Annotated in this window: 19 protein-coding genes, 1 tRNA gene and 1 riboswitch; of the genes, 11 read left to right on the top strand and 9 right to left on the bottom strand. The window is 60.6% G+C overall.

What is annotated here, in order from left to right:
* The coding region (gene rpoD / locus Q7T10_RS09755) for an RNA polymerase sigma factor RpoD (protein WP_304747703.1) at positions 1-1,325 on the top strand (1,325 nt) is incomplete at its 5' end.
* 166 nt (positions 1,326-1,491) lie between these two features.
* On the opposite strand, the gene Q7T10_RS09750 is transcribed toward rpoD, so the two are convergent.
* The 6 genes from Q7T10_RS09750 to cysS form a co-directional block, all read right to left on the bottom strand.
* A tRNA-Ser gene (locus Q7T10_RS09750) sits at positions 1,492-1,584 on the bottom strand.
* A gap of 41 nt (positions 1,585-1,625) precedes the next feature.
* Positions 1,626-2,894 (bottom strand): aspartate kinase, encoded by a 1,269-nt coding sequence (locus tag Q7T10_RS09745; RefSeq protein ID WP_304747702.1) that lies wholly within the window; start codon positions 2,892-2,894, stop codon positions 1,626-1,628.
* A gap of 11 nt (positions 2,895-2,905) precedes the next feature.
* Positions 2,906-3,868 carry a tRNA lysidine(34) synthetase TilS gene (gene tilS / locus Q7T10_RS09740; protein WP_304747701.1) on the bottom strand — a complete coding sequence of 321 codons (963 nt, stop codon included), beginning with the start codon at positions 3,866-3,868 and terminating at the stop codon, positions 2,906-2,908.
* 33 nt (positions 3,869-3,901) lie between these two features.
* On the bottom strand, positions 3,902-4,879 hold the full coding sequence (locus tag Q7T10_RS09735) for an acetyl-CoA carboxylase carboxyltransferase subunit alpha (protein WP_304747700.1): 978 nt from the start codon (positions 4,877-4,879) through the stop codon (positions 3,902-3,904).
* Positions 4,880-4,905: 26 nt separating this feature from the next.
* Positions 4,906-5,556: a DNA-3-methyladenine glycosylase gene (locus Q7T10_RS09730; protein WP_304747699.1), complete on the bottom strand. Its 651-nt coding sequence runs from the start codon at positions 5,554-5,556 to the stop codon at positions 4,906-4,908.
* 45 nt (positions 5,557-5,601) lie between these two features.
* Entirely contained in the window at positions 5,602-7,077 is a 1,476-nt protein-coding gene (cysS, locus tag Q7T10_RS09725; RefSeq protein WP_304747698.1) for a cysteine--tRNA ligase, read from the bottom strand.
* Positions 7,078-7,262: 185 nt separating this feature from the next.
* On the opposite strand from cysS, the gene Q7T10_RS09720 reads away from it, so the two are divergent.
* From Q7T10_RS09720 to Q7T10_RS09700, 5 genes are all read left to right on the top strand, one after another.
* Positions 7,263-8,333, top strand: coding sequence for a nuclear transport factor 2 family protein (locus Q7T10_RS09720; RefSeq protein WP_304747697.1), 1,071 nt, complete (start codon positions 7,263-7,265; stop codon positions 8,331-8,333).
* A 66-nt stretch (positions 8,334-8,399) separates the two neighbouring features.
* Positions 8,400-9,641 (top strand): L,D-transpeptidase family protein, encoded by a 1,242-nt coding sequence (locus Q7T10_RS09715; protein WP_304747696.1) that lies wholly within the window; start codon positions 8,400-8,402, stop codon positions 9,639-9,641.
* Positions 9,641-10,327, top strand: a complete 687-nt coding sequence (locus tag Q7T10_RS09710) for a peptidylprolyl isomerase (RefSeq protein WP_304747695.1) — start codon at positions 9,641-9,643, stop codon at positions 10,325-10,327. The genes Q7T10_RS09715 and Q7T10_RS09710 overlap by 1 nt, the downstream gene beginning before the upstream one ends.
* Positions 10,328-10,330: 3 nt before the next feature.
* The gene (locus tag Q7T10_RS09705) at positions 10,331-10,837 is read left to right on the top strand and encodes a peptidylprolyl isomerase (protein ID WP_304747694.1); all 507 of its coding nucleotides are present in this window, start codon (positions 10,331-10,333) and stop codon (positions 10,835-10,837) included.
* A 1-nt stretch (position 10,838) separates the two neighbouring features.
* Complete coding sequence (locus Q7T10_RS09700) at positions 10,839-11,702, top strand: UDP-2,3-diacylglucosamine diphosphatase (protein ID WP_304747693.1); 864 nt, start codon at positions 10,839-10,841, stop codon at positions 11,700-11,702.
* A 57-nt stretch (positions 11,703-11,759) separates the two neighbouring features.
* Here the strand turns inward: Q7T10_RS09700 and Q7T10_RS09695 are convergent, their stop codons facing one another.
* The 3 genes from Q7T10_RS09695 to Q7T10_RS09685 all read right to left on the bottom strand — a co-directional run bounded on the left by Q7T10_RS09695 (position 11,760) and on the right by Q7T10_RS09685 (position 18,494).
* Positions 11,760-14,528 (bottom strand): DUF349 domain-containing protein, encoded by a 2,769-nt coding sequence (locus Q7T10_RS09695; RefSeq protein WP_304747692.1) that lies wholly within the window; start codon positions 14,526-14,528, stop codon positions 11,760-11,762.
* Between the two features lie 91 nt (positions 14,529-14,619).
* On the bottom strand, positions 14,620-14,820 hold the full coding sequence (locus tag Q7T10_RS09690) for a hypothetical protein (RefSeq protein ID WP_304747691.1): 201 nt from the start codon (positions 14,818-14,820) through the stop codon (positions 14,620-14,622).
* Positions 14,802-18,494: a DUF748 domain-containing protein gene (locus tag Q7T10_RS09685; protein WP_304747690.1), complete on the bottom strand. Its 3,693-nt coding sequence runs from the start codon at positions 18,492-18,494 to the stop codon at positions 14,802-14,804. Before Q7T10_RS09685 ends, Q7T10_RS09690 begins: the two co-directional genes overlap by 19 nt.
* Positions 18,495-19,179: 685 nt before the next feature.
* Between Q7T10_RS09685 and Q7T10_RS09680 the strand changes: the two genes are divergently transcribed.
* The 5 genes from Q7T10_RS09680 (at position 19,180) to pilV (ending at position 23,414) form a co-directional block, all read left to right on the top strand.
* The gene (locus Q7T10_RS09680; protein WP_304747689.1) at positions 19,180-19,989 is read left to right on the top strand and encodes a lytic transglycosylase domain-containing protein; all 810 of its coding nucleotides are present in this window, start codon (positions 19,180-19,182) and stop codon (positions 19,987-19,989) included.
* A 52-nt stretch (positions 19,990-20,041) separates the two neighbouring features.
* A riboswitch (ZMP/ZTP riboswitch) is annotated at positions 20,042-20,172 on the top strand.
* Between the two features lie 45 nt (positions 20,173-20,217).
* Positions 20,218-21,462, top strand: a complete 1,245-nt coding sequence (gene glyA / locus Q7T10_RS09675) for a serine hydroxymethyltransferase (RefSeq protein WP_304747688.1) — start codon at positions 20,218-20,220, stop codon at positions 21,460-21,462.
* 91 nt (positions 21,463-21,553) lie between these two features.
* Positions 21,554-22,003, top strand: a complete 450-nt coding sequence (nrdR, locus tag Q7T10_RS09670) for a transcriptional regulator NrdR (RefSeq protein WP_304747687.1) — start codon at positions 21,554-21,556, stop codon at positions 22,001-22,003.
* Positions 22,004-22,184: 181 nt separating this feature from the next.
* The gene (locus Q7T10_RS09665; protein ID WP_304747686.1) at positions 22,185-22,805 is read left to right on the top strand and encodes a GspH/FimT family pseudopilin; all 621 of its coding nucleotides are present in this window, start codon (positions 22,185-22,187) and stop codon (positions 22,803-22,805) included.
* Positions 22,806-22,808: 3 nt separating this feature from the next.
* On the top strand, positions 22,809-23,414 hold the full coding sequence (pilV, locus tag Q7T10_RS09660) for a type IV pilus modification protein PilV (RefSeq protein ID WP_304747685.1): 606 nt from the start codon (positions 22,809-22,811) through the stop codon (positions 23,412-23,414).
* Position 23,415 lies beyond the last annotated feature (1 nt).

Genomic DNA, 23,415 nt, shown 5'->3' with positions numbered 1-23,415 from the left:
CCGATTCAGACCAGGCCGACGACTACGTGGCCGAAGAAGACTTCGACGACTACGACGAAGCCAGCGACGACGACGGCAAAGGCGGCTCCAAGGCGGTGTCGCGCAAAATGGAAGAGCTCAAGCGCGAAGCGCTGGCGCGCTTCGATGCCCTGCGCGAGCTGTTTGAGCAGTTGCACAGCAGCTACGACCAGCACGGCTACGCCAGCCCAGCCTACCAACAGGCGCAAACGCTGCTGACCCAAAAGCTGATGACGATCCGCTTCACCGCCAAAGCGATCGAAAAACTCTGCGACACGGTGCGCCAGCAAGTCGAGTCGGTGCGCAAAAAAGAGCGCGAACTGCGCCGCATCATCGTCGATAAGTGCCGCATGCCACAAGACAAGTTCGTGGCCGACTTTCCGCCCAACCTGCTCAACCGCCAGTGGGTGCAAAAGCAGGCCGCTGCCGGCAAACCGTGGAGCGCCACCATGGGGCGCCACATTCCGCCGATCCAGGAACTGCAGCAGCAGCTCATCGACCTGCAGACCAGCGTGGTGGTGCCGCTGGAGCAGCTCAAAGCCATCCACAAGCGCATGAACGACGGCGAGCGCATGTCGCGCAACGCCAAAAAAGAGATGATCGAGGCCAACCTGCGCTTGGTCATCAGCATCGCCAAAAAATACACCAACCGCGGCCTGCAGTTCCTCGACCTGATCCAAGAGGGCAACATCGGCCTGATGAAGGCGGTGGACAAGTTCGAGTACCGGCGCGGCTACAAATTTTCCACCTACGCCACGTGGTGGATACGGCAGGCCATCACGCGCTCGATCGCCGACCAGGCGCGCACCATCCGCATCCCGGTGCACATGATCGAGACCATCAACAAGATGAACCGCCTCAGCCGCCAGCACCTGCAGGAGCACGGCTTCGAGCCCGACGCCTCGATGCTGGCCGAGAAGATGGAGATCCCGGAAGACAAGATCCGCAAGATCATGAAGATCGCCAAAGAGCCGATCTCCATGGAAACACCGATTGGTGACGATGACGACTCCCATCTGGGCGACTTCATCGAAGACAGCGCCAACACCGCCCCGATGGAGGCTGCCATGCAGGCCGGCCTGCGCGACGTGGTGAAAGACATTCTGGACAGTCTCACACCGCGCGAAGCCAAGGTGCTGCGCATGCGCTTCGGCATCGAGATGACCAGCGACCACACGCTGGAAGAAGTGGGCAAGCAGTTCGACGTGACACGCGAGCGCATCCGCCAGATTGAAGCCAAGGCACTGCGAAAGCTCAAGCACCCCAGCCGCAGCGACAAACTGCGCAGTTTCACCGACAACCTGTAGCCATCCAGGATAAAGCCCCTGCCCTTCGCGGCCGGGGTGCTCGGGTAAGGTGGCTGTCAATGCGCACTGCCAGACGCTGAAAACAAGAAAAAAGCCCCGTGATCGATAGATCACGGGGCTTTTTTCTTGTTTTCAGACCGCCTGTGGAAGCCTGAAAACTCATGCTTGGCGGAAACGGAGAGATTCGAACTCTCGAGGAGGCTCTACACCCCCTACTCCCTTAGCAGGGGAGCACCTTCGGCCACTCGGTCACGTTTCCTGAAACTGAAGTCATGATTATCTCACGACTCGGGCGGGATTTTAGACCGGAGGCTGGTCCAGGTCAAAAGCTTTGTGCAATGCACGCACAGCCAGCTCCATGTATTTCTCATCGATCACCACAGAGGTCTTGATCTCGGAGGTGGAAATCATCTGGATGTTGATGCCTTCTTCGCTCAACACACGGAACATCCGGCTCGCGACGCCCACGTGGCTGCGCATGCCAATGCCGACGATGGACACCTTGCAGATCTTAGTGTCGCCCACGACCTCTTGTGCGCCCAGACCGGGGAGTACTTTGTCGCGCAACAAATCCACCGTTTTGGCGTAGTCGCCGCGGTTCACCGTGAAGCTGAAGTCGGTCTTGCCGTCCTTGCTGATGTTCTGGATGATCACATCCACTTCAATGTTGGCATCGGCTACCGCGCCGAGAATCTGATAGGCAATCCCGGGCTTGTCGGGCACGCCCAGCACGGAGATTTTGGCTTCATCGCGGTTGAATGCAATGCCGGAAACAATGGCTTGCTCCATGTGTTCGTCTTCCTCAAAAGTGATCAGGGTGCCGGAAGCGGCTTCCTCGTTGATGTCAATGTCCCAGGGGGTAAAGCTGCTCAGGACGCGCAGCTTGACCTTGTATTTGCCGGCAAACTCGACCGAGCGGATTTGCAGAACTTTGGAGCCCATGGAGGCCATCTCCAGCATCTCTTCAAAGCTCACCGTCTTCAGTCGACGGGCTTCGGGCACCACACGCGGGTCGGTGGTGTAGACGCCATCCACATCGGTGTAGATCAGGCATTCTGCAGCTTTCATGGCGGCAGCCACGGCCACAGCGGAGGTATCCGAGCCGCCACGCCCCAGGGTGGTGATATTGCCCAGCTCGTCCAGCCCCTGAAAGCCGGTGACGATGACCACCTTGCCGGCGTCCAGATCCGCGCGCACCCGTGCGTCGTCAATCGACTCGATGCGGGCCTTGGTGTAGGCGCTGTTGGTGCGAATCGGCACTTGCCAGCCCGCGTAGCTGACAGACGCCATACCTTCGGCCTGCAGCGCTATCGCCAACAGGGCGCTGGAGGCCTGCTCGCCGGTGGCGGCCAGCATGTCGAGTTCGCGGCTATAGGCGTCGGTCGTCTTGGCGGGGGCCAGCTCTTTGGCCAGCCCCAGCAAACGGTTGGTTTCACCGCTCATGGCGGAGGGGACGACCACCATCTGGTGGCCGGCGCGCGCCCATTTGGCGACGCGTTTGGCGACATTGCGGATGCGCTCGGTAGAGCCCATCGACGTGCCGCCGTATTTGTGAACAATCAATGCCATTGGAGGATTTTTTAGAGCAAAACCAAGGGATTGTACCAATGCAGCGCAGGCCCCCTGCGCTCAGCAAAGCCAGTCCCAACCTTGATACGGATCTGGTGCCCGCGCGTGGTGCAGACGGCAATCTGGTCCAGCAGCTCGGCCAGCTGCGCCGCGCTGGGCACCTCATCATATGTGGCCTTGAGCCAGTGCCGCAGCACATTGGCCTGCCGCGGGCGGCTCAAACGCTGGATGCGGGCAATCACCGGCGGCATGCCAATGAGCGCCAGATCTTCCCTGGCCACATCGAGCAAGACCGCCTGGGCCTGCGCCGCATGCGCAGCACTGCGGGCAAAAGTATCGCGAAACTGGGGAAACGTCGCTTCCAGCGCGGGCAGCAGCCGGGCGCGGATGCGATTGCGCGTGAACCGCTCATCGACATTGGTCGGATCGTCGACATGGGCCACGCCACGGCTGGCGAGCCAGGCCCGAATGTCGGCCGCGCGCACCCGCAACAACGGGCGGTGGTAGGTGATGCCGACGCGCTCCCAGGTCGAGGGCATTGCACTCAAGCCGGGCAGACCACTTCCCCGGCTCAGGGCCAGTAACAGCGTCTCGATCTGATCGTCGGCGTGCTGCGCAATTGCTATAGATTTAATAGCAATATGCGCATATTCCTCGCGGGCTACAGCCTCAAAAGCCTTATACCGGGCACGACGAGCCGCATCTTCCGGGCTGTCACCTGATGCGTGGCGACCATCGACCCGCCTGACCGTCAACGGCACATCAAGCTGCGCGCAGAAGGCCCGGCAATGCCGCTCGAAATCGTCGGCGGCTGCCTGCACACCATGATGGATGTGGACCGCATGGACCTGCCCCGGCCACTTCTCGGCACAGGCCAAGAGCAAGGCGGTCGAATCGGCGCCGCCACTGAAAGCCACCGCCAGCGGTAACACTGGCGAAAAGGTCGAAATAGCCTCAGCGAACGTCGTCGTCACACGTTACTTGCCAACACGCGACCTGGCCCCACGCTATTTGGATGCCGCCTTGGTATCTGTGAACCGGCCATAGCTTTGCAGGCGGTCGTAGCGGCGATCGAGCAGCTCCTTGACCTTGAGGTCGCTGACCTGACGGTAAGCGTCCGTCAGGGCGCGCTTGAGAAAAGCGGCCATCTGTTTGTGATCGCGGTGTGCGCCGCCCACCGGCTCATTGACGATCTTGTCAATCACTCCCAGAGCCTTGAGGCGGTGGGCGGTAATGCCCAGTGCGTCCGCCGCCTCCTGCGCCTTCTCCGAGGTTTTCCAGAGGATCGAGGCGCAGCCTTCGGGGCTGATCACGGAATAGATTGAATACTGCAGCATCAGCACTTGGTCGCCAATGGAAATTGCCAGCGCACCGCCGGAACCACCCTCACCGATGATGGTGGTGATGATCGGGACCTCGAGCTGCGCCATCTCGAAGATGTTGCGGCCGATGGCCTCCGACTGGCCGCGCTCTTCGGCGTCAATGCCCGGGTAGGCGCCGGGCGTGTCAACAAAGGTGAACACTGGCAACTTGAACTTCTCGGCAGTTTTCATGAGCCGCAGCGCCTTGCGATAACCCTCGGGCTTGCTCATGCCGAAGTTGCGCAGGCCGCGCTCTTTGGTATCGCGCCCTTTTTGCTGACCCAGCACCATGCACGGTGTGCCATTGAAGCGTGCCAGGCCGCCCACAATGCTCAGGTCATCGGCAAAATGCCGGTCGCCATGCAGCTCCACGAAATGGGTGAAGAGTTCGTTGACGTAATCCAGCGTGTAGGGACGTTCCGGATGGCGCGCGATCTTGGTGATTTGCCACGGCGTCAGATCACTGTAGATGTCTTTGGTGAGCTGCTGGCTTTTCTTGGCCAGTTGCTCAATCTCGGCAGAGATGTCAACGGCGGACTCGGTCTGCACGTAGCGCAGCTCTTCAATCTTGTTTTCGAGTTCGGCGACAGCTTGCTCGAAATCGAGGAATGTTTTCTTGGCCAACGTTGTTGCTCCTATCAGTTGGGGGGTCAGTATTCCACCGGCAGCGGATCAAGCGAGCGCCAAATATACCAAGTGGCTACGCTGCAATAGGGTGCCCACGCGGCGGCGACCTCTCGCGCGTCACTGCGGCTGACCACGTCGCCTGAAAAATAACTCTGGCTGATGCCATTGATCAGGCCGACGTCATCCAGCGGCAGGATATTAGGGCGCATCAGGTGAAAAATCAAAAACATCTCTGCCGTCCAGCGGCCAATGCCGCGAATGGCGGTCAACTCTTCAATGATAGCCTCATCGTCCATTGTCTCCCAGGCCTTGACGTGCACCGCGCCGTTGTCAAAGTGCAGCGCCAGATCCACCAGGTACTCGACCTTGCGTGCGCTCAAACCAGCCGCGCGCATGTCGTCGACCTTCAGTTTGAGCACATTGCCGGCCGTGATCTTCTTCGGCAGGAGTGCAAAACGGTCCCACACAGTCTGGGCCGCCTTGACGGAAATCTGCTGCCCCACAATGCTGCGCGCCAGCGTCACAAAGGCATCGCCCCGGGTTTGCAGGCAGGCGTCGCCAAACTTGGGGATGAGCCGCTTCATCACCCGGTCCTTTTTCATCAGGTGCTTGCAGGCATCTTCCCAATAGGGGGGCGTTGCGACTTCAGTCGCTATATTTTTAGTAGCTACCATCACACTATTTTCGGGGGCCAGAGGCCAAAATGACTGTCGAGAAAATCATTGCGCAGCTTCCCAGGTGGTGCCGGTGGGCGAATCCTTGAGGACAATGCCCTGGGTCAGAAGCTCCTGGCGAATGCGATCGGCTTCGGCAAAGTTTTTGGCCTTCTTGGCTTCAGCCCGTTTCAAAATCAACTGGTCAATTTGATCATTGGATAGTTGGTCACTGCCTGCGCCAAGCGTGACGGTAGGGGGAAAAAACGTATTGGTGTTAACGAGTAAAGGGGGATACAGAGTAGTCGAAGGTTCAACCGTGGCAGCTCGCCGTCCCTGCAACCAAGCGCGTGGGTCTTGTTGAAGAAGACCGATACAGCCACCCAGCTCCTTGAGCAAGCCCGCCAGTTCAGCGGAACGGGTCTTGTTGACCTCAGACGCCAACTCAAACAGCACTGCCACCGCCTCGGGGGTGCCGAAGTCTTCATCCATCGCCGCCTTGAAGCGCGCGGCAAAAGGCTGCGTCCAGTCGATGCCAATCGCCGCTGGCGCCACCAGATCCAGTGCCGTATACAGGCGCTTGAGGGAACTGCGCGCATCGTCCAGATGCGCATCGCTGTGGTTCAGGGCACTGCGGTAATGCGCCCGGATGATAAAGAAGCGGGTGGTTTCCGCGTCATAGCGTGCCAGAATGTCACGAATAGTGAAGAAGTTGCCCAAGCTCTTGGACATCTTCTCGTTGTCGCGCGTCACAAAGCCGTTGTGCATCCAGATACTGGCCAGCGGTTTGCCAGTGGCGCCCTCGCTCTGGGCGATTTCGTTCTCGTGGTGCGGAAACTGCAGGTCGGCCCCGCCGCCGTGAATGTCAACCGTTTCGCCCAGCATCTGGCCGCACATGGCCGAACACTCGATGTGCCAGCCCGGGCGCCCTTTGCCATAGTCACTGTCCCACTGGGCGTCGATCGGCTCGCTCGGTTTGGCCGTCTTCCACAGCACAAAGTCCAGCGGATCATCCTTGCCGTCCAGCACGGCGACCCGTTCGCCGGCGCGCAACTCGTCCAGCGACTTGCCGCTGAGCTTGCCGTAACCCGGGAACTTGCGCACCGCGTAATTGACGTCGCCAGTGGGCGCCTGATAGGCCAGACCCTTTTGCGCCAACCGGCCAATCAGGTTCAGCATCTGCGGCACAAACTCGGTGGCACGCGGTTCATGGGTGGGACGCTCAATGCCCAAGGCGTCGGCATCCTGGTGCAGGGCGTCGACCATGCGATCGGTCAACGAACGGATGGATTCGCCGTTTTCCAGCGCCCGTTTGATGATTTTGTCATCAATATCGGTGACGTTGCGAACATAAGTCACACGCAGGCCGCTGGCTTTGAGCCAGCGCTGCACGACGTCGAACGCCACCATCGAACGCGCGTGACCCAGATGGCACAGGTCGTAGACCGTCATGCCGCAGACGTACATGCGCACGTGACCGGGCTCCAGCGGTGACAAGGGTTCCAGTGCACGCGACAACGTGCTGTAAATGCGCAAACTCATGGTGTTTCGAATGACGGCTTCGAGGGATATTCAACCGGGTGGTGGCCTCGGCAAAGACTGCTAATGGGTGGGTAATTTTGGAAGCGCTGAAAAGCACCCCCTCGGCTACAATTCAGCCCAGTATAAAGCCCTGCCAGCACAGCGTGCTGCGGCGGTTGTTCACCCTGTAGGAATAAAAACGCTCCATGACGTACGCCCGCTCCACCATCTTCACCACGCTTCGTCTGCTCGCTCTGGCGGCCGCCTTCGCCAGCCCGGCAGCCCACGCGGACGAGTACGGAGATGTCAGCCAATTGCTGCGCGCGGGCAAACTGAATGAGGCCATGATCAAGGCCGACGTCTACCTTGCAGCCAAGCCCCGCGACCCGCAGATGCGCTTTCTCAAGGGCGTGATTCAACGCAACTCGGGCAAACAGGCTGATGCCATCACGACTTTTACCAAGCTGACGGAGGACTACCCCGAGTTGCCGGAGCCCTACAACAACCTGGCCGTGCTCTACGCCGGACAAAACCAGTATGACAAGGCGCGCGCGGCTCTGGAGATGGCGATCCGGACCAACCCGAGTTATGCCACGGCGCACGAGAACCTCGGCGACGTGTACGCCCGACTCGCCAGCCAGGCCTATAACAAGGCACTGCAGCTCGATGGTGCCAATGCGGCCGTGCCGCCCAAGCTGGCCCTCATCGGCGAAGTGTTCAAACCCAACATCAAGGGCCAGACTCCTGCTGCCGCCGTGCCGGCTGCGGCCCCGGTGGCCCCAGTCGCCAAAGCCCCGGCTGCACTGCCCGCGCCTGCCGCTACACCGGCCCGGGTGGCCGCGCCGGTGGCACCAACCGCGCCACCAGCAGCGGTTGCCACGCCGACGATCGCCGCCGCACCCGTTGCGGCACCCGCCAAACCGGCTGTCAGCGACGGCTCGGTCACAGAGGCCGAGGCTGCTGTACGTGCCTGGGCGAAAGCCTGGTCTGCCAAAGACATGTCTGCTTATCTGGGCGCCTATGCCAAAGAATTCACACCGTCGACGAAGCAATCGCGTAGTGCCTGGGAGGAAGATCGCCGCAAACGCATTGTGGGCAAGGCCAGCATCAGCGTCAAACTGGACAACCTGACTGTGACGGTCAATGGAAACAAGGCCGTCGCCAAATTCCGTCAGGACTATCGGGCGGATGCGCTGGCGGTGTCCAGTCGCAAGACACTTGAACTGTTGAAAACCGGTGACAAATGGCTCATCGTCAAGGAATCCACAGGCAACTGATGGCCGTTTGCGCATCACTGCGGATGCCGCAAGCGGTACTGCCTTCATGCTTGGCCTGATGCCCGTATGAAGCGATATTTCTTTGCTCTGTGTGTTTCAGCTGCCGTCGCTCTGACGAATGCAGCAGGCGCTTCCGCGAGCAAGAATGCCGGCGCCAGAGCCGCTCCCGCGTCACCCGCCAATTCCAAAAAAGTGGAAGTGGCAGGCTTGGCTGAAGCACGCCTGATCGAGGTTTACCAGCTGGTGTCCAGAGCGCAGGGGCGCGAAGCTTTGGCCAAGGCAGAACGACTGGTGCAGGATTACCCCCACTTTCAACTGGCCCAGCTGGTATATGGCGACCTGCTGGCCTCTCGCACAGGCCCTGTTCGCAGTTTTGGGGACGTCCCGCAGCCCATACTCAAAACGGCAGCGCCCATGCTCCGCGAACTGCGTGATGAGTCACAGATGCGCTTGAAGGCACTGCGGGAGCGTCCGCCCCCAGGCGCAGTGCCTTCGCAGTTTTTGGCGCTGTCTTCCCGCAACAAGCACGCCATTGCGGTGGACGCCTCCCGCTCACGGCTTTACCTGTTCGAAAACCGGCCGGCCGGGCTGACTCTGGTCGCCGACTATTACATCTCGGTCGGAAAATCCGGCCTGGAGAAGTACGCCGAAGGTGATTTGCGCACCCCGATGGGCGTGTACTTCATCACCAGCAATCTTGACCCCAAATCGCTGAAAGATTTCTACGGCTCAGGCGCACTGCCCATCAACTACCCGAACGTACTCGACAGCAAACGCGGCAAGACCGGCAGCGGGATCTGGTTGCATGGCACACCACCGGGCCAGTTTTCACGCCCCCCACTGGCGACCGATGGCTGTGTCGTGCTGGCCAACCCCGACCTCGACGAGGTCATCCGGACCGTCGAGACCCGCACCACCCCGGTCGTCATCTCGAATCGCCTGCAATGGGTGATGCCAAACAGTGTCCGCGCCGACAGCAAACCCTTTGAGGCCGCTTTGACGGCGTGGCAGAACGCCAAATCCAGCGGCAATATGGACCGGATCCTGAGTTTTTACAGCCCGGATTTCAACAGCAACGGCAAGACGCTGTCCGAGTGGACGCCAGCCTTGCGTGGCGAGCTGGACCGGGTGCGCGGACGCGCCATCCAGCTCAAAGACCTGTCCTACCTGCGCTGGACGGATACGGCCGACACCATGGTTGTCACTTTTGGCGAGGTGGCTGATGGCACGCGTACTGGCCCGACCAAACGACAGTACTGGGGGCGGCAAGGTACGCAATGGAAGATATTCTTCGAAGGAATCATTTGATGAAATTTAAACGTTTTTCGACGCTAGCCCCCGTATTGATTGCGGTATTAGCTATATTTTCTATAGCAACTAACGCCTTGGCAGAGGTCTCACCCCGGGTCAGGTTCGCCACCACCGCAGGCGACTTTGTGGTGGAGGTCTACCCGGACAAAGCGCCCAAGACAGTCGAAAACTTCCTGCAATACGTCAAAGACAAGCACTACGACGGCACCATCTTCCACCGCGTGATCGAGAACTTCATGGTGCAGGGTGGCGGTTTTGATGCCAAATTCAGCGAGAAGAAGACCCGTGCGCCTGTTGTGCACGAAGGCCGCGAGGCGCTTGCGAAAGGCGGCCTGAAAAACGTCGTGGGCACACTGGCCATGGCCCGCACCAACGACCCTCAATCCGCCACGGCGCAGTTTTTTATCAATGTCAAAGACAACGCGTTTCTGGACCCAACCGTGATCCCGCCAGGCGACCCGGTGCCCCGATTCGAGTACCAGGGCCGTGTCTATGAAAACACGCCCCGTGCCAACCTGATGAATGCGCCGCAGCTGTTTGGCTACACGGTGTTCGGCAAGGTCGTCAGCGGCATGGATGTGGTCCAGAAGATCAAGGCCACACCGACTGGCGCCGGCGGCCCCTTCCCGTCCGACGTTCCCAAGACCCCCATTCTTATCAACTCCGCAACCCTGGTGAAATAAATCATGAGCAACCCAAAAGTCGAACTCTACATCGCCAACTATGGCGTCATCACCCTTGAACTCGATCAGGACAAGGCGCCAAAAACGGTTGCCAATTTCTTGAGCTATGTGAACAAGGGTCACTACAACAACACCATTTTTCACCGTGTCATCCCCGGCTTCATGGTGCAGGGCGGCGGCATGGAACCCGGCATGAAGGAAAAGAAAGGTGACGAGCCAATCGACAACGAAGCCAATAATGGCCTGAAGAACCTCAACTACACCGTGGCCATGGCCCGCACCGGCGATCCCCACTCGGCCACCGCACAGTTCTTCATCAACGTGGCCGACAACGCCTTCCTCAACCACACCGCCATTTCAGCCCAGGGCTGGGGCTATGCCGTGTTTGGCAAAGTGATTGGCGGTACCGATGTGGTCGACAAGATCAAGACCGTCAAGACCGCTCGCAAGGGCTACCATGATGACGTTCCGGTTGAAGACGTGGTCATCGAAAAGGCCGTGGCACTCTGACATGAACCTCTCCGCCCCCAGGGTCACGGTGCAGACCACTGCTCCGCCCTGGCCGGTATTGCAGGCGCCACCTCATTGGCGAAACGTCGACTTCATCTCGGACCTGCACCTGCAGGCCAGCGACGCTGCCACCTTCGACGCATGGCAGGCGTTCATGCAGACCACGCGGGCCGATGCCGTTTTCATCCTGGGTGATCTGTTTGAAGTCTGGGTTGGTGATGACGTGATTGACGCCGGGGTCGATGGTCCGATCACGCCGGATCAGGGACCAGGCTTTGAAGCCCGCTGTGCGCAGGTTCTCCATGCGGCCAGCCGCCGGCTCGACATTTTTTTCATGCACGGCAACCGCGACTTCCTGCTGGGTCCGGCCTTCGCCCGGGCCTGTGGCCTGACGCTGCTGGACGACCCCACCGTGTTCGAATTTGCCCGGAAACGCTGGCTGCTTTCCCACGGCGATGCCTTGTGCCTCGACGACACGGATTACATGCAATTCAGGGCCACGGTGCGCGGCGCCAGCTGGCAACAGGACTTTCTCGCCAAGCCGCTGGCCGAGCGGCAGGAAATCGCGCGGGCGCTACGCACGCAAAGTGGAACACGTAAACGCAGCGGTGTGACGTATGCCGATGTCGATACCGTGGCCGCCTGCGACTGGCTGCACACGGCCCAAGCCAGTACGCTGATTCACGGCCACACCCACAAGCCTGCCGACCATGACCTGTCAAATGAGCTGCAGCGCATTGTCTTGAGCGACTGGGACGCCGCCGCCGTGCCGCCGCGCGCCGAGGTCTTGCGCTTGAGTGTGGCCTCAGTTGCGCAGGCGACGGGGAGTTCAGTTCAACGCATCGCCGCAACTCACGCTGCCTGACCAGCGCCAGCATCAAAAGAAAGGCCGCTGACAGCGGCCTTTTTCACAACCGAGCGATCAAGGCTTGAGCAGCACCTTCAGCACGTTTTGCAGTCGGCGTGCGACGCCTGCGTCAAAACTGCTGGCCAACACGGTGGCGGCGTCTTGGCCCCAGGTTTGGGCCGGTGCCGGATCATTGCGTTTCGTCAGCAGCTGCAACTGCAGCATGCGACGGGCACTCAGGTGCTCCGCAGGCGTCGGAGTTTCGGCGGCCATCTCCAGACGCAGCAGGGCTGTGCTCGCATCGCCGGCAGGCGCCTGCCCCAACGCCTTGATCCAGGCACTGCGGGTGGCGGCCGTGACGCGGTTGCCCAGCTCCTGTGCCGAGGGAACCTGGGCGGCATCGCGATGCTCCCAAGCGCCCAGCAGGTGGGTCAACGCCTCGCCGTGTGCCTGTGCCGCCAGCTTGCGCAAGGCAAACTGGGCGTGTTCCAGGGCATCGCGCTGGGCACGAAATGCCGTGTCGCCCAGACGCGGCGCTTCTTGCCAGGGGCCTGCCCCGTCACGGCCATCGCGGCGCGGGCCACGGTCATCCGGACGACCGGCAAATTTGGCATCACGCGGTCCACGGCCGGCGTCTCTGGCACCGTCCCGGCCGCCTTCCTTGCGGTCCCCGAACTTGCCACCGCGCCCCATGGGCGCAGGCTCGGTCTTTTTCATACCCGGGCGGTCATCGCCACGTACCGCTACGACCGGCTTGGGAGCGGCTTTGGGTGCTGCCTTGGGCTCAAGCGGCGCGGCTGCTTCGTCCGACACGAGCGCAGCACCTTCCTCCACCGTGTCGGTCGTCTGCGACGCCACGACAGTTTCAGTCGCTGATGGCACTGCTTCCACCGGGGCCGGAGCGACTTTTGACTCATCAGTTTCAGCAGCCGCCTGCACGGCGGCCTGGGCTTGCGCCTGCCCGCGCAAGGCCGCTTCCAGTGCGTTCATGGCACTGCGAATGGCTTGCGCATCACCGCCCGCGTTGGCCGCCTCCAGCGCCTTGGCCGCGTCCAGCACCATGCGGTCCCGTTCACCCAGTGCGGCATCGGCCTTTTCGCGTTCTGCCGTCGTGCGGTTGAAGGCGTCGTCAATCGGCTTGCGAAAGGCGTCCCACAGTTTTTGTTCCTGGCGGCGCTCCATGGGCACCACATGGGCCTCGGCCTGCCAGCGATGCTGCAAGGCCTTGACGGCATCGATGCGCAATTCGGGCGCTGCACCCAGCACTTTGGCCTCTTCAATCATGGCCTGGCGCACTGCCAGGCTGCGTTTTTGCATCGCCTCCAGCGGCGCCGCGGCGGCATTGATGGCCGCTTTCCAGAGCGGCTGCAATTCGGCAAATGCCTTTTCACCGACGTGGCCACCATCGCGCCAACGGTCGCCGAACTGGTGCAGGATGCGGTTGAAACCTTTCCAGTCATCGTCCAGCGCCACGGGGTTGGCGGCAGCCCAGGCATTGACTTCCTCAATCAATGCCAGGCGCTGTGCCCGGTGCTCGGCGGACTCGGCCTTGACCTTCTCCAGCCAGACCTCCACCACTTTGTGGGCTTCGTTGCAGGCATCGTCAAACCGCTTCCACAAGGCATGGTTGGGCACACCGCCCTGATCGGTCTGTTTCCACTGGTCGCGCAACGCGCGCAGGCTTTCCTGCAACTTGCGCCCGCCCATGGCCTGACCTTCGGGGCGCTTGAGCAGGCCTTCGGCCTTGGCCACCAGCTCTTCACGCAACTGGTCGGCGCGCCAGCGCTGCCAACCCTCAAGCTCGCCCGCTGCGGCCAGCGCCGCGTGCGCCTGGTTTTCCAGCTTGTCGTCGATGATCTTGCCGAATTCCTTGAGCGCATTGCGCAAGGCAGCGGCGGCGCCCGCACTGGCTTTGCCATGGCCTTCCGCGACTTCCTGCTCCACTTTGGTCAGCGCGTCACGAACGGCCGACACGGCTCTGGCCTTGATTTCAGGGTCAACCTGGGGCTTCTTCGGTTTGGCTGGCGCCTCCATCGGAACGCCGCGCGCAACGCGGAGTTCATCGGCCCACACCGGCACCGGCGGCAGGGGCGCAGCGGCGTCAGCGGCCGCAGCAGCAGCTTGTCCCAAGGCGCTTTTGAAAGCATCCCACACGACCAGGAGCTGTGCCCGCGAGGCATCCAGCAGCGGCGGGAACTTGGCTTCAACGCTGGGCCAGTTGGCATCATTCAACAGGGAAGTCGCCTGTGCCTGCCAGTGATCCACATCGGCGTGCAAAGGATCCACCACCGCCTGCGCATCGCGCCACGACTTCGTAGACAGCACTTCAATGCGCTGGGCCAGCAGCACAGCGGCTTCACGCTGCACCTGCACACGATGCTGCAGGTCTTCGATGACCTTCACGCGGTCACCAAGCTGGCCCTTGAGCGTCGCCAATGGCTCCTTGCTCAGAGGCGCGCCCGCCTTGGCGGCATCCCGCTGCCACGCCAGGGCATCGGCAATGTTGAGCTTGGCCACCGCCAGCAGCGCCTGCGCCTTGTCGGCCCACTCTTGCGCAATGGATTCCTGAGTCCTGCTGCGCTTGATTTCATCCAGCTTTTCGCGCAGCAGCTTGGCTGCGCCTTTGTCTTTGCCACTGAGCTCCTTGAACACGGCCTGCATCTGTTCGGCACTGGGCCCACTGGCCAGCCAGTCACGGACTTTCGCTGTGCGCTCACCCGAGGTTTGAGCCGAAAATGCCCCTCCCGTCAGCGCATCCAGCGGATGGGGTTCGTTTGTTTTGGCTGGGATTTGTGTCACTTCGGGGGCTTCAGCAGTTTTTTTGAGGGCAGAGAAAGGGAACATGAGTCGCACAAACAAGGAGAAGGATCCCCGCCGGTTTGCGGACAGGGTTGAACCGCTATTTTCGCCGTTATTTGTCGGTCTGGCAAAAAGACTATCGGGCGCTTAAATTCAGCTCCGCGCGGGGGCTCCATTTTGCCTCGGGTGGCACCGCTTTGGCAGCGCCCAGAAACAGTCTTTCCAAAGGTAATTTCTGCAAGGCCAGGTAGTCCCGCACGATCACGCCGCGCTGCAGCGCCAGTTCGCGCATGTCGTCGTCGGTGGCCGCCAGGTGGGTCAGCAAGAGGGCTTCCATTTCATTGACGGGATGTCCTTGGTCATCCCCACCAGGTTGCGTGGCTTTGGAAAATCAGCACGCCGGTACACCGCTTTCAGAAGCGCCGGGTACTCAGCCTCCGTCACAGCCGCAGTTGCGTCGTCAACCCGTCCGCCCTCATCGGTCTCGCCTTTCGGCGTGCCGCCACCGACCACTGCGGCCCGGCGCTTCTCGGCCTGCACCAGCGCTTTGAGTTGTTCGCGCTTGAAGGCGTCACGCTCCGCTTCAAGGCTGGCCGTGCCAACCACCGTCATCTTCAACGCGGGGCGCTCGATCAGGGCCTGGGCCACCTTCTGCAGGCCCGGCCGGGCCTCGGGGGCCAGCACGGCGGAACAGGGGGCAAAGCTCACCACACTGAGTTCATCGGCGCCACCACCGAACGCGCTGGCCAACATAGTGAAGGGCGAGGTGATGGCCTTGACGATCAGGTTGACGATCATCCTGAAGATGATGGGCCCGAGTCTGAATTGCGGGTCACTCAGTGAGCCACTGATGGGCAGGTTGATGTCGATGACGCCCTGGCGGTTGGCCAGCAGGGCCACCGCCAGCTTGACCGGCAGATTGCCTGGCGCACCCTCCACCTTGTCGCCGAAGGTGAGTTGATTGAGCACAATCTTGTTGGTCGCCACGAGTTGCCCATTCGGCTGCACGACATAGCTGACATCCACACTGAGTTTGCCGCGCTCGATGCCGTAACCCGCGTAACGGACCGAGTACGGTGACAGCGGTGGCAATTCCAGGTCACGCACCTGTCCCTTGATATCGAGCACCACCGGCGTGGTCAGCGGATTGACCTTGCCCAGAATCTCAACCGATGCCGTGCCCTCGGCGCGACCGCGCAACTCCAGATCGGCCAGGTTGACCGTGCCCGGCTGCGTTTGAGAAGAAAACGCACTCAGCTTGCCCGTCAGCTCGGTGAGCGATGCCGAGTAATTGGGCTGAATGAAGCGATCCGAGAACTCGACCCGCCCCCCCAGCAAGCTGATCGGCCCGAAACTGATCACAGCCGGCAATGCGGACTTTGGATCATTTTGAGGCTTGGCCCCCGTAAATGCTGCGTCATTAGCTATGATTTTTATAGCATCAGGTGCACTCGCAGCTGGGGCTGGGGCCGATGCGGTGGGCTCGGCTAACGATTTCATCACGTCCTGCAAATTGAGCCGTCCCGCCTCGCTCAGAATCAGGCGGGCAAAGAAATCACTCAGCACCGTCTCCCTCACGGTGAATTGAGAGGCAACGCCCGGTGCCACCGCCACGTCGAGCCCGCGCAGACTCAGCACCTTCCAGCGCAACAGTTCTTCACCGATCTGCAACGGACCTGGCGTCACTGCCGGCGCGCCCGGGCCGGGCACAGTTGCGCTCTGCGGGGCAGACAGCGTATTGGCCAGAAAATCTTCGACGCTGGTGTCGCCATTGACCTTCAGCACCGGACCCGCGGCCTTTTGCGCGTAGCTCACCTGGCCCTTGAAACTGGTGTCCGCCCTGAGCAATTCAATATTCAGGGCGTCCGCCAGGTAAGGTTCAAACGCATGCACGGGAACCCGGACCGCATCCACCCTGCCCTGCACTGCCAGCGGGCTGAACCCGGCGCTGCCGCGCCAGTCCAGGCGACCCGCCTGCGTGCGCCCGGCACGAATCTGCGTGGCCACATGCGCCTGAAACGGCTTTCCGCCGGCGCTGGAATAGTCTTTCAGTTGCACCGCAAGCGCCGACAAGTCAAACGACACCGGCTTGCCCATTGAGTTGTCCAGAAATGTCGCTGCGCCGCCATCCAGCGCGACCTCATCAATCACCAGACCCCAAGCCTTCGCGGCAGTCGCCTGCGCCCGGCCAGTCGTTGCCGGGGGCCTTCGCTCATCCGCGCCGGTCAATGGTCTGACTCCGGTCCTGGCGGTCTTCAGCCAGGACTCATACATCCAGCGGCCTTCGGCCCCGCGCCCTACCGCCACCTTGGGTTGCGACACGCTCAGTGTGCCCACGGCCACGGTCTGGCGGTCAAGGTCCACCCGGGCCTGCGCGACTTGCAGCTTTTTGATGCTAGCCAGGTGGGTCTTGCCCTGCGTCAGCGCCACATTGTCCAAGGTCAACTGGCGGGCTTGCAGCAGCAGTTCGGCAGATTGGGCGGGCCCGGCGCTGGCTTTCCAGTTCAACCCGAACTCCGCATTCAGGTTGCCGCTCAGGGCAGGTGTCATGAACTCGGCCAGATAGGGGCCCGCGGCAGCCAGGGGCAAGTCGGCCACCGTCGCCGTTACGCTGGCAATCTGGTCGGTGGCGCTGCCTTGAAAGCTGAACCTGGCGCCGCCCTCAGGCTTGCGGGACATTGCGCCGGCACCAGGTGCCACGCTGGCCGAACCGCCAAACTGCAAAGGCTGGACAAAGGGCAGCGCGATAGCCGTGGCATCGACAGTCACACCGCGCAGACCCAAGTGGGTTGGGGGCGTCGTGCCTTCGTCCGTCCAGTTGATCGCTCCACTGCGCAAGAGTACTCTGGTGACGGCCAGCCTCCAGTCGCTACCGGGGGCATCGTTTCCGGCCTTAGCCCTCGTAGTGTCTACCTTAGCCGCTATATTTTCAGGAGCAACCTGCGGTTTGAACAAGCTCGCCAAATTGAGTTGACCGGACTTTCCCCGGTGAACGCTCAGGACGGCGCCATTCAACTCCAGCGCCGACAGATGCACCACCCGCTCCAGCGGCCGCAGGTCGTCCAGGGTGACTTTGAGCAAGTCAAAGGCTAACAATTCCGGCGTTTGCGCCGTGCCATCCTGGGGAACATTCGGACCGGACCCAGCACCCACCAATCTGACTTTGCCTGCCTGCGCGATGCCACGGAGCTTGACCACCCTCTTGGGCGCCTGCTCGAACGCGAGTTGGAGGTCCGCATTCAGAATGGCCGAGGTCAGTTTGACCGGCAGGCTCGCAGGCATGTACCCCAGATAGGGGGCCAAGTCCAGGTCGCTGATCTTGAGCGTTGCGTCCGTCTTGTGGGTCTGGGCAAATGGTGTGCCCTGGGCGCTGGAGTCAAACCGGCTCCCATTCAGGCGAAATGCCAGATGCGGCTCAACCACGACAGTACGCTGCGAAGCCAGATTGCTCAAGAAAGGCACGTTGACCTGCAAATCCCGCAATTCATGGGTTTTGCCCACCGCCTGGTCGGCGAAATCCATCGCGCCACCCGACAGCACCAGGTTATGCAGCGCAAACTGCAGAGGCGCGCCATCCGGCTTCTCGTTTGGCTTGCTCAAACGCGCCAGGATGTCATCGACGTCGTAGCGGCCTGTGATGTCCAGACGGGCCACTCTCAAATGGGGTCCCTCCACCTGGACGGCATCCACCACGGGCGCCCACCGCACCAGAGACTGCAGTTCTGCGTCTATATAGAAGCGCTTGACAAGCAACTGGGGAGACGGGTCGGCAACACCATCAACACGGGCCACCGCAAGATCATGCAGCGTGAGTTCCAGAGAGCAGGGTTTGAAATCAACCCCGCCCAACGTGACTCTGCGTCCCAGTTGCTCTGTAGCCAGCTTTTCGACCTGGTTCTTGACGATGGACGGCACCGCCAGCCAGGTCACGGCCCACAGGGCCAGCACGCCGCCTACCGTCCAGACCACTCGCTTGAACCATTTTTTTTGCCTGACTGCCTTGACATCCATGGCTCAAGTTACCAACCCGATGGCATCAACGTCAATGCCCCAACCGGGCTAAACGACAAGAACATCACAAAAAACAAGAAAGCCCGGTCGGTTGGCTCCAAGCCATACCTCCGGGCTCGACGGCTGACACAAGGTCCATGCCGTCAGGGCTTGCGTAATGGGAGGGTAAAGTCCCAAGACGCTGGGAGGTAAAAGATTACCTCCACAAATTGTCGGGGCCGCTTTATCACTGCCACCCGGAGGTGGGGACTGGCTACTGCCGACTTTTCACACTTGTCATCTGACAAGTGATTGCAGTCTAGGCAAGTAGCGCAGCAAATTCAAATTGAATTTTCAATCAGCAAGCGACTGTTGATTGCCTGAACAGGCGCAAATCCCGGGCAAATACATTGTTGTGCGGACCGTATATTCCCTTATTCACGGCATTCATAGAATCATAATTCGAATAACAATTGATTTTTATATGGTTGACTTGATATATCAACTGCACCTAGAATCCGCCCATCCCAGCTTTAGTCTAGGGATAACCCGCATCCGCTGCCGAACCCGGCATATTCAAATCTCTGCACAACGCGTATGAAAGACAGCGCAGGATATTGATAGCGTACCAACCCAAACGAGGTGCCGCGAGTGTTGCCCCTGCATGCAGTGCAACGCTTTAGCCCACGCGAACGAAGGAAGAGCTATGACAGCGTCAGAAAAATTCACCCGGGGCCTGCGAACTTTCGCAACCGACATCGCCCAGGGCTTCTTTGAAATCACACACAACAGTTTTGCCATCGTCGGATTGGCAGTGATGTTTGTCGTCATCACCTTGACGGCTCGCCCGGAACTGCGCGAGATCGGTGAGGTCAAACTTTTCAGTTGGCTGCAAACCCGCCAGATCGCGGTAACCGGATTGCCCAGCGAGCTGGACGCCATTGACCGCGCGACAGCAAGCAACCCCAAGGATTTGCCTAAACAGCAAGCCGCTGTCGCCTACTGGCTGAGCAAGAAATACCGGGTTGCGCCTGAACCATTGAGCGCCCTGGTGGCCGAAGCCTATGAAATCGGCATCCGCACCAAGCTGGACCCCACCCTGATCCTGGCAGTCATGGCCGTTGAGTCCGGGTTCAACCCGTTTGCCCAAAGCCCGGTCGGCGCCCAGGGCCTGATGCAGGTGATGACCCAGATCCACAGCGACAAATACGAAAACTTTGGCGGCAAACTGGCGGCCTTTGATCCAGTGACCAACCTGCGGGTGGGCGTCAAGGTGCTGCAGGACTGCATCACCCGTGCCGGCTCCCTGGAGGGCGGCTTGCGCCATTACGTGGGTGCCGCCAATATTGAAGACGATGGGGGCTACGCTGGCAAGGTCATGGCGGAGCACGCACGTCTGCAAATGGTCGCGAAGGGCCGCCCGGTACCGTTGACCGTACCCCGCTCCATTCCCGTGGTGGCACCGGTCGAGCCTGACAACAGCCCTGAAAAGGTCGCAGTCCTCTTCAACTCGTGATAGCCGGTGATTCCGGGGCTTGGCGGCTGTGACCAGGCTTGTCAGTTAAACTCACTCCGTACGCGACTGGCGATAGGCGCTCAACCCCTGAGGGTGTGACGCGCTGAAGTGGGAACACCACGGGGGAGCGTGCCGCATTGCCAGGGTGGCGTATGCGTTTAGCCGTTCGCCTGGGCAGCCCTGGGGTCAAACACATGACCCCCAGGCCCAACGTCTTCAAGGACTGCCATGTACGACCGTAAGATTCTCATTGAGCAAACCGATCCCGAGATCTTTGCCGCCATCCAGGCTGAAAACGCCCGCCAGGAACACCACATCGAGCTGATCGCCAGCGAAAACTATGCCTCGCCTGCTGTCATGGCGGCGCAAGGCACACAGCTCACCAACAAATACGCCGAAGGCTACCCCGGCAAACGCTACTACGGCGGCTGTGAATATGTTGACATCGCCGAGCAGCTGGCGATTGACCGCGTCAAGCAGATTTTCGGCGCTGATTGCGCCAACGTGCAGCCGCATTGCGGCGCATCGGCCAATGAAGCCGTCTTCCTCGCCTTCCTGAAACCGGGTGACACCATCATGGGCATGAGCCTGGCGGAAGGCGGTCACCTGACCCACGGCATGGCGCTGAACATGAGCGGCAAGTGGTTCAATGTCGTGTCCTACGGCCTGAACGACAAAGAAGAGATCGATTACGACGCCATGGAGCGCAAGGCCCATGAGTCAAAGCCGAAGTTGATCATTGCTGGTGCCTCGGCCTACAGCCTGCGCATCGACTTCGAGCGCTTCGCCAAAGTCGCAAAAGACGTGGGCGCCATCTTCATGGTGGACATGGCCCATTACGCCGGCCTGATTGCCGCCGGCGTCTACCCCAACCCCGTGCCACACGCCGATGTGGTGACATCCACCACCCATAAGAGCCTGCGCGGTCCACGCGGTGGCATCATTCTGATGAAGGCACAGCACGAGAGAGCCATCAACAGCGCGATCTTCCCCGGCCTGCAGGGCGGCCCGCTGATGCACGTGATTGCAGCCAAGGCGGTGGCCTTCAAGGAAGCGCTGGCGCCGGAATTCAAAATCTATCAGCAGCAAGTGCTGACCAATGCGCGCATCGTGGCAGAAACGCTCGTATCACGCGGCCTGCGCATTGTGAGCGGCCGTACCGAAAGTCACGTCATGCTGGTCGATCTGCGGGCCAAAGGCATCACTGGCAAAGAGGCCGAGGCCGTGCTGGGCGCCGCCCACATGACCATCAACAAGAACGCCATCCCCAACGACCCCGAGAAACCCATGGTCACCAGCGGTGTGCGCATCGGCACTCCCGCGCTGACTACCCGTGGATTCAAGGACGAAGAAGCCCGTATCACTTCGAATTTGATAGCAGATGTGCTAGATAATCCGAGGGATACCGCCAATATCGATGCGGTACGCGCCAAGGTCAACGCCCTGACTGCACGTTTCCCCGTTTACAAATGATTGCCCCCACGCTCCGCGCTTCGCGTCTTCGCTGCCCGCCGAGGGGGCGCTCGCTTGCTCGGGGCGGCCCAGCGCGGCGCCCGACCCTGGAATGAAGTGCCCGTTTTGCAGTCATTCGGAAACCCAGGTAGTCGAAACCCGGATTTCTGAAGACGGGGACTTCATCCGCCGCAGGCGCCAGTGCGCGTCGTGCGAAAAGCGCTTTACCACTTACGAACGCCCGGACGTCAACTTCCCGGCCATCGTCAAAAAGGATGGCCGACGCATTGAGTACGAGCGTGCCAAATTGCTGGCCTCCATGAATCTGGCGCTGCGCAAGCGCCCGGTGAGCACGGAGCAGATCGACAGCGCCATTGAACGCATGGAAGAAAAGCTGCTCAACCTGGGCCTGCGTGAAGTGCCCTCCACCCGCATTGGCGAGTTGGTCATGCGCGAACTCAAGAAGCTCGACAAAGTGGCTTATGTGCGCTTTGCCAGCGTCTACCGCAGCTTCGAGGACATTGATGAGTTCAAGACGCTGGTGGACGAGGTGCGACGGTAGCTGACATTGTCGGCGGCAACGCTTCTGGGTTTCTGGTCGTTAAATGGGGAGACCCGGCCTTCCAGGCGCTCGATGTGACCTCATTGGTGTCTTGTGAAAAAGCAGTTTTCCCGACGAATGGTCACGGAGGGCTGCATCAACGGCGTTGCAGCTGCACCCAAGGCCAGCCTAGACTAGTCACATGGTTAAAGCAGCACATTTATGGACTGGTCTGAAAAGAGCAAAAGGCCTGACGCTCATCGAGCTGATGGTCACCGTAGCCGTAATGGCTATTCTGCTGACCATTGCATTGCCCGATCTTCGCGGCTTCATTGTCAGCAATCGACTCGCATCCGATGTCAATGGCTTCGTTGGATTGCTCAATTACGCTCGCAGCGAAGCAATCACCCGGAATCAGAGCGTGATCATTTGTCCAAAAAATGATTCCGCCGCAGCCCCCGCCACTACAACACCCCCCACGCCCTACCCTTGCAGGAGCTCGCAGGACTGGGGTGAATATGAAATACAAGCCTTTGTCGACGTCGATGGCAGTGGTACGGGAAATGCCGGTGATATCTTGCTGAAAACGATCCCGGCAATTGACAAGACGGCACTGGAGCGGGGATTTGTTAGACCTTCAGGCGCGGGGATTATCACGTTCCGATCCGTCGGTTTTTCCAACACTGCCCATCGCTTTGATATCTGGGCCAAGAAGTCAGGCGATACCGCCTACGAGTTCAAGTACGGTCGCTCGGTTTGCATCAGCTCACCAGGGCGTGTACGGGTCATTTCTTACAGCGCAAGTGCCTGCACCAACTTCTAGACCATGAAAATCAAATCACACCCGGCGATCGCGTCGCGAGGCCGAAGACGGCAAGGCGGGGCCACACTGATCGAGGCTCTGGTTTCCATATTGATCATGTCGATCGGCTTGTTGGGCATTGCCGGTTTGCAGTTGAACGCCATGACATTTCAAAAGAACGCGTGGTCCACGCACCGCGTCGCGGAAGTGACGAACGATCTGGCGGAGCGGATCAGGGCCAATCCGGCCGGGGCAACGAATGGTGACTACAGCTACACCGCCGACTACGCCACGGGCGCGGCGGCCACTTTCACCAGCAACAACTGCCGCACCTCCGGCAGTTTCTGCAGCACCGCACAAATTGCGGCTGACGACATCACCGACTTCGTTCTCAAAGCCCAGGCCAGCCTGCCGCAAGGCGCCGCCCAGATCACCGGGACACCAGCGGCCGGCTTTGTTATCACAACCATGTACATGGACAAGGAGTTCGTCAATCCCGCAACGGGCGCACTATTGACGACGCCCACCTGCACAGCGACCACAACCGGTATTGAATGGCGTAACTGCTGCCCGGCCGCAGCAAACGCGCCTGCCGGTGTTCGCTGCCGTCGCTTCAACATCATTCCATGAC

The sequence above is a fragment of the Rhodoferax sp. genome, from assembly GCF_030646845.1.
In the GTDB taxonomy this organism is placed as follows: domain Bacteria; phylum Pseudomonadota; class Gammaproteobacteria; order Burkholderiales; family Burkholderiaceae_C; genus Rhodoferax.
This window is presented reverse-complemented; position numbering and strand designations above follow the sequence as displayed.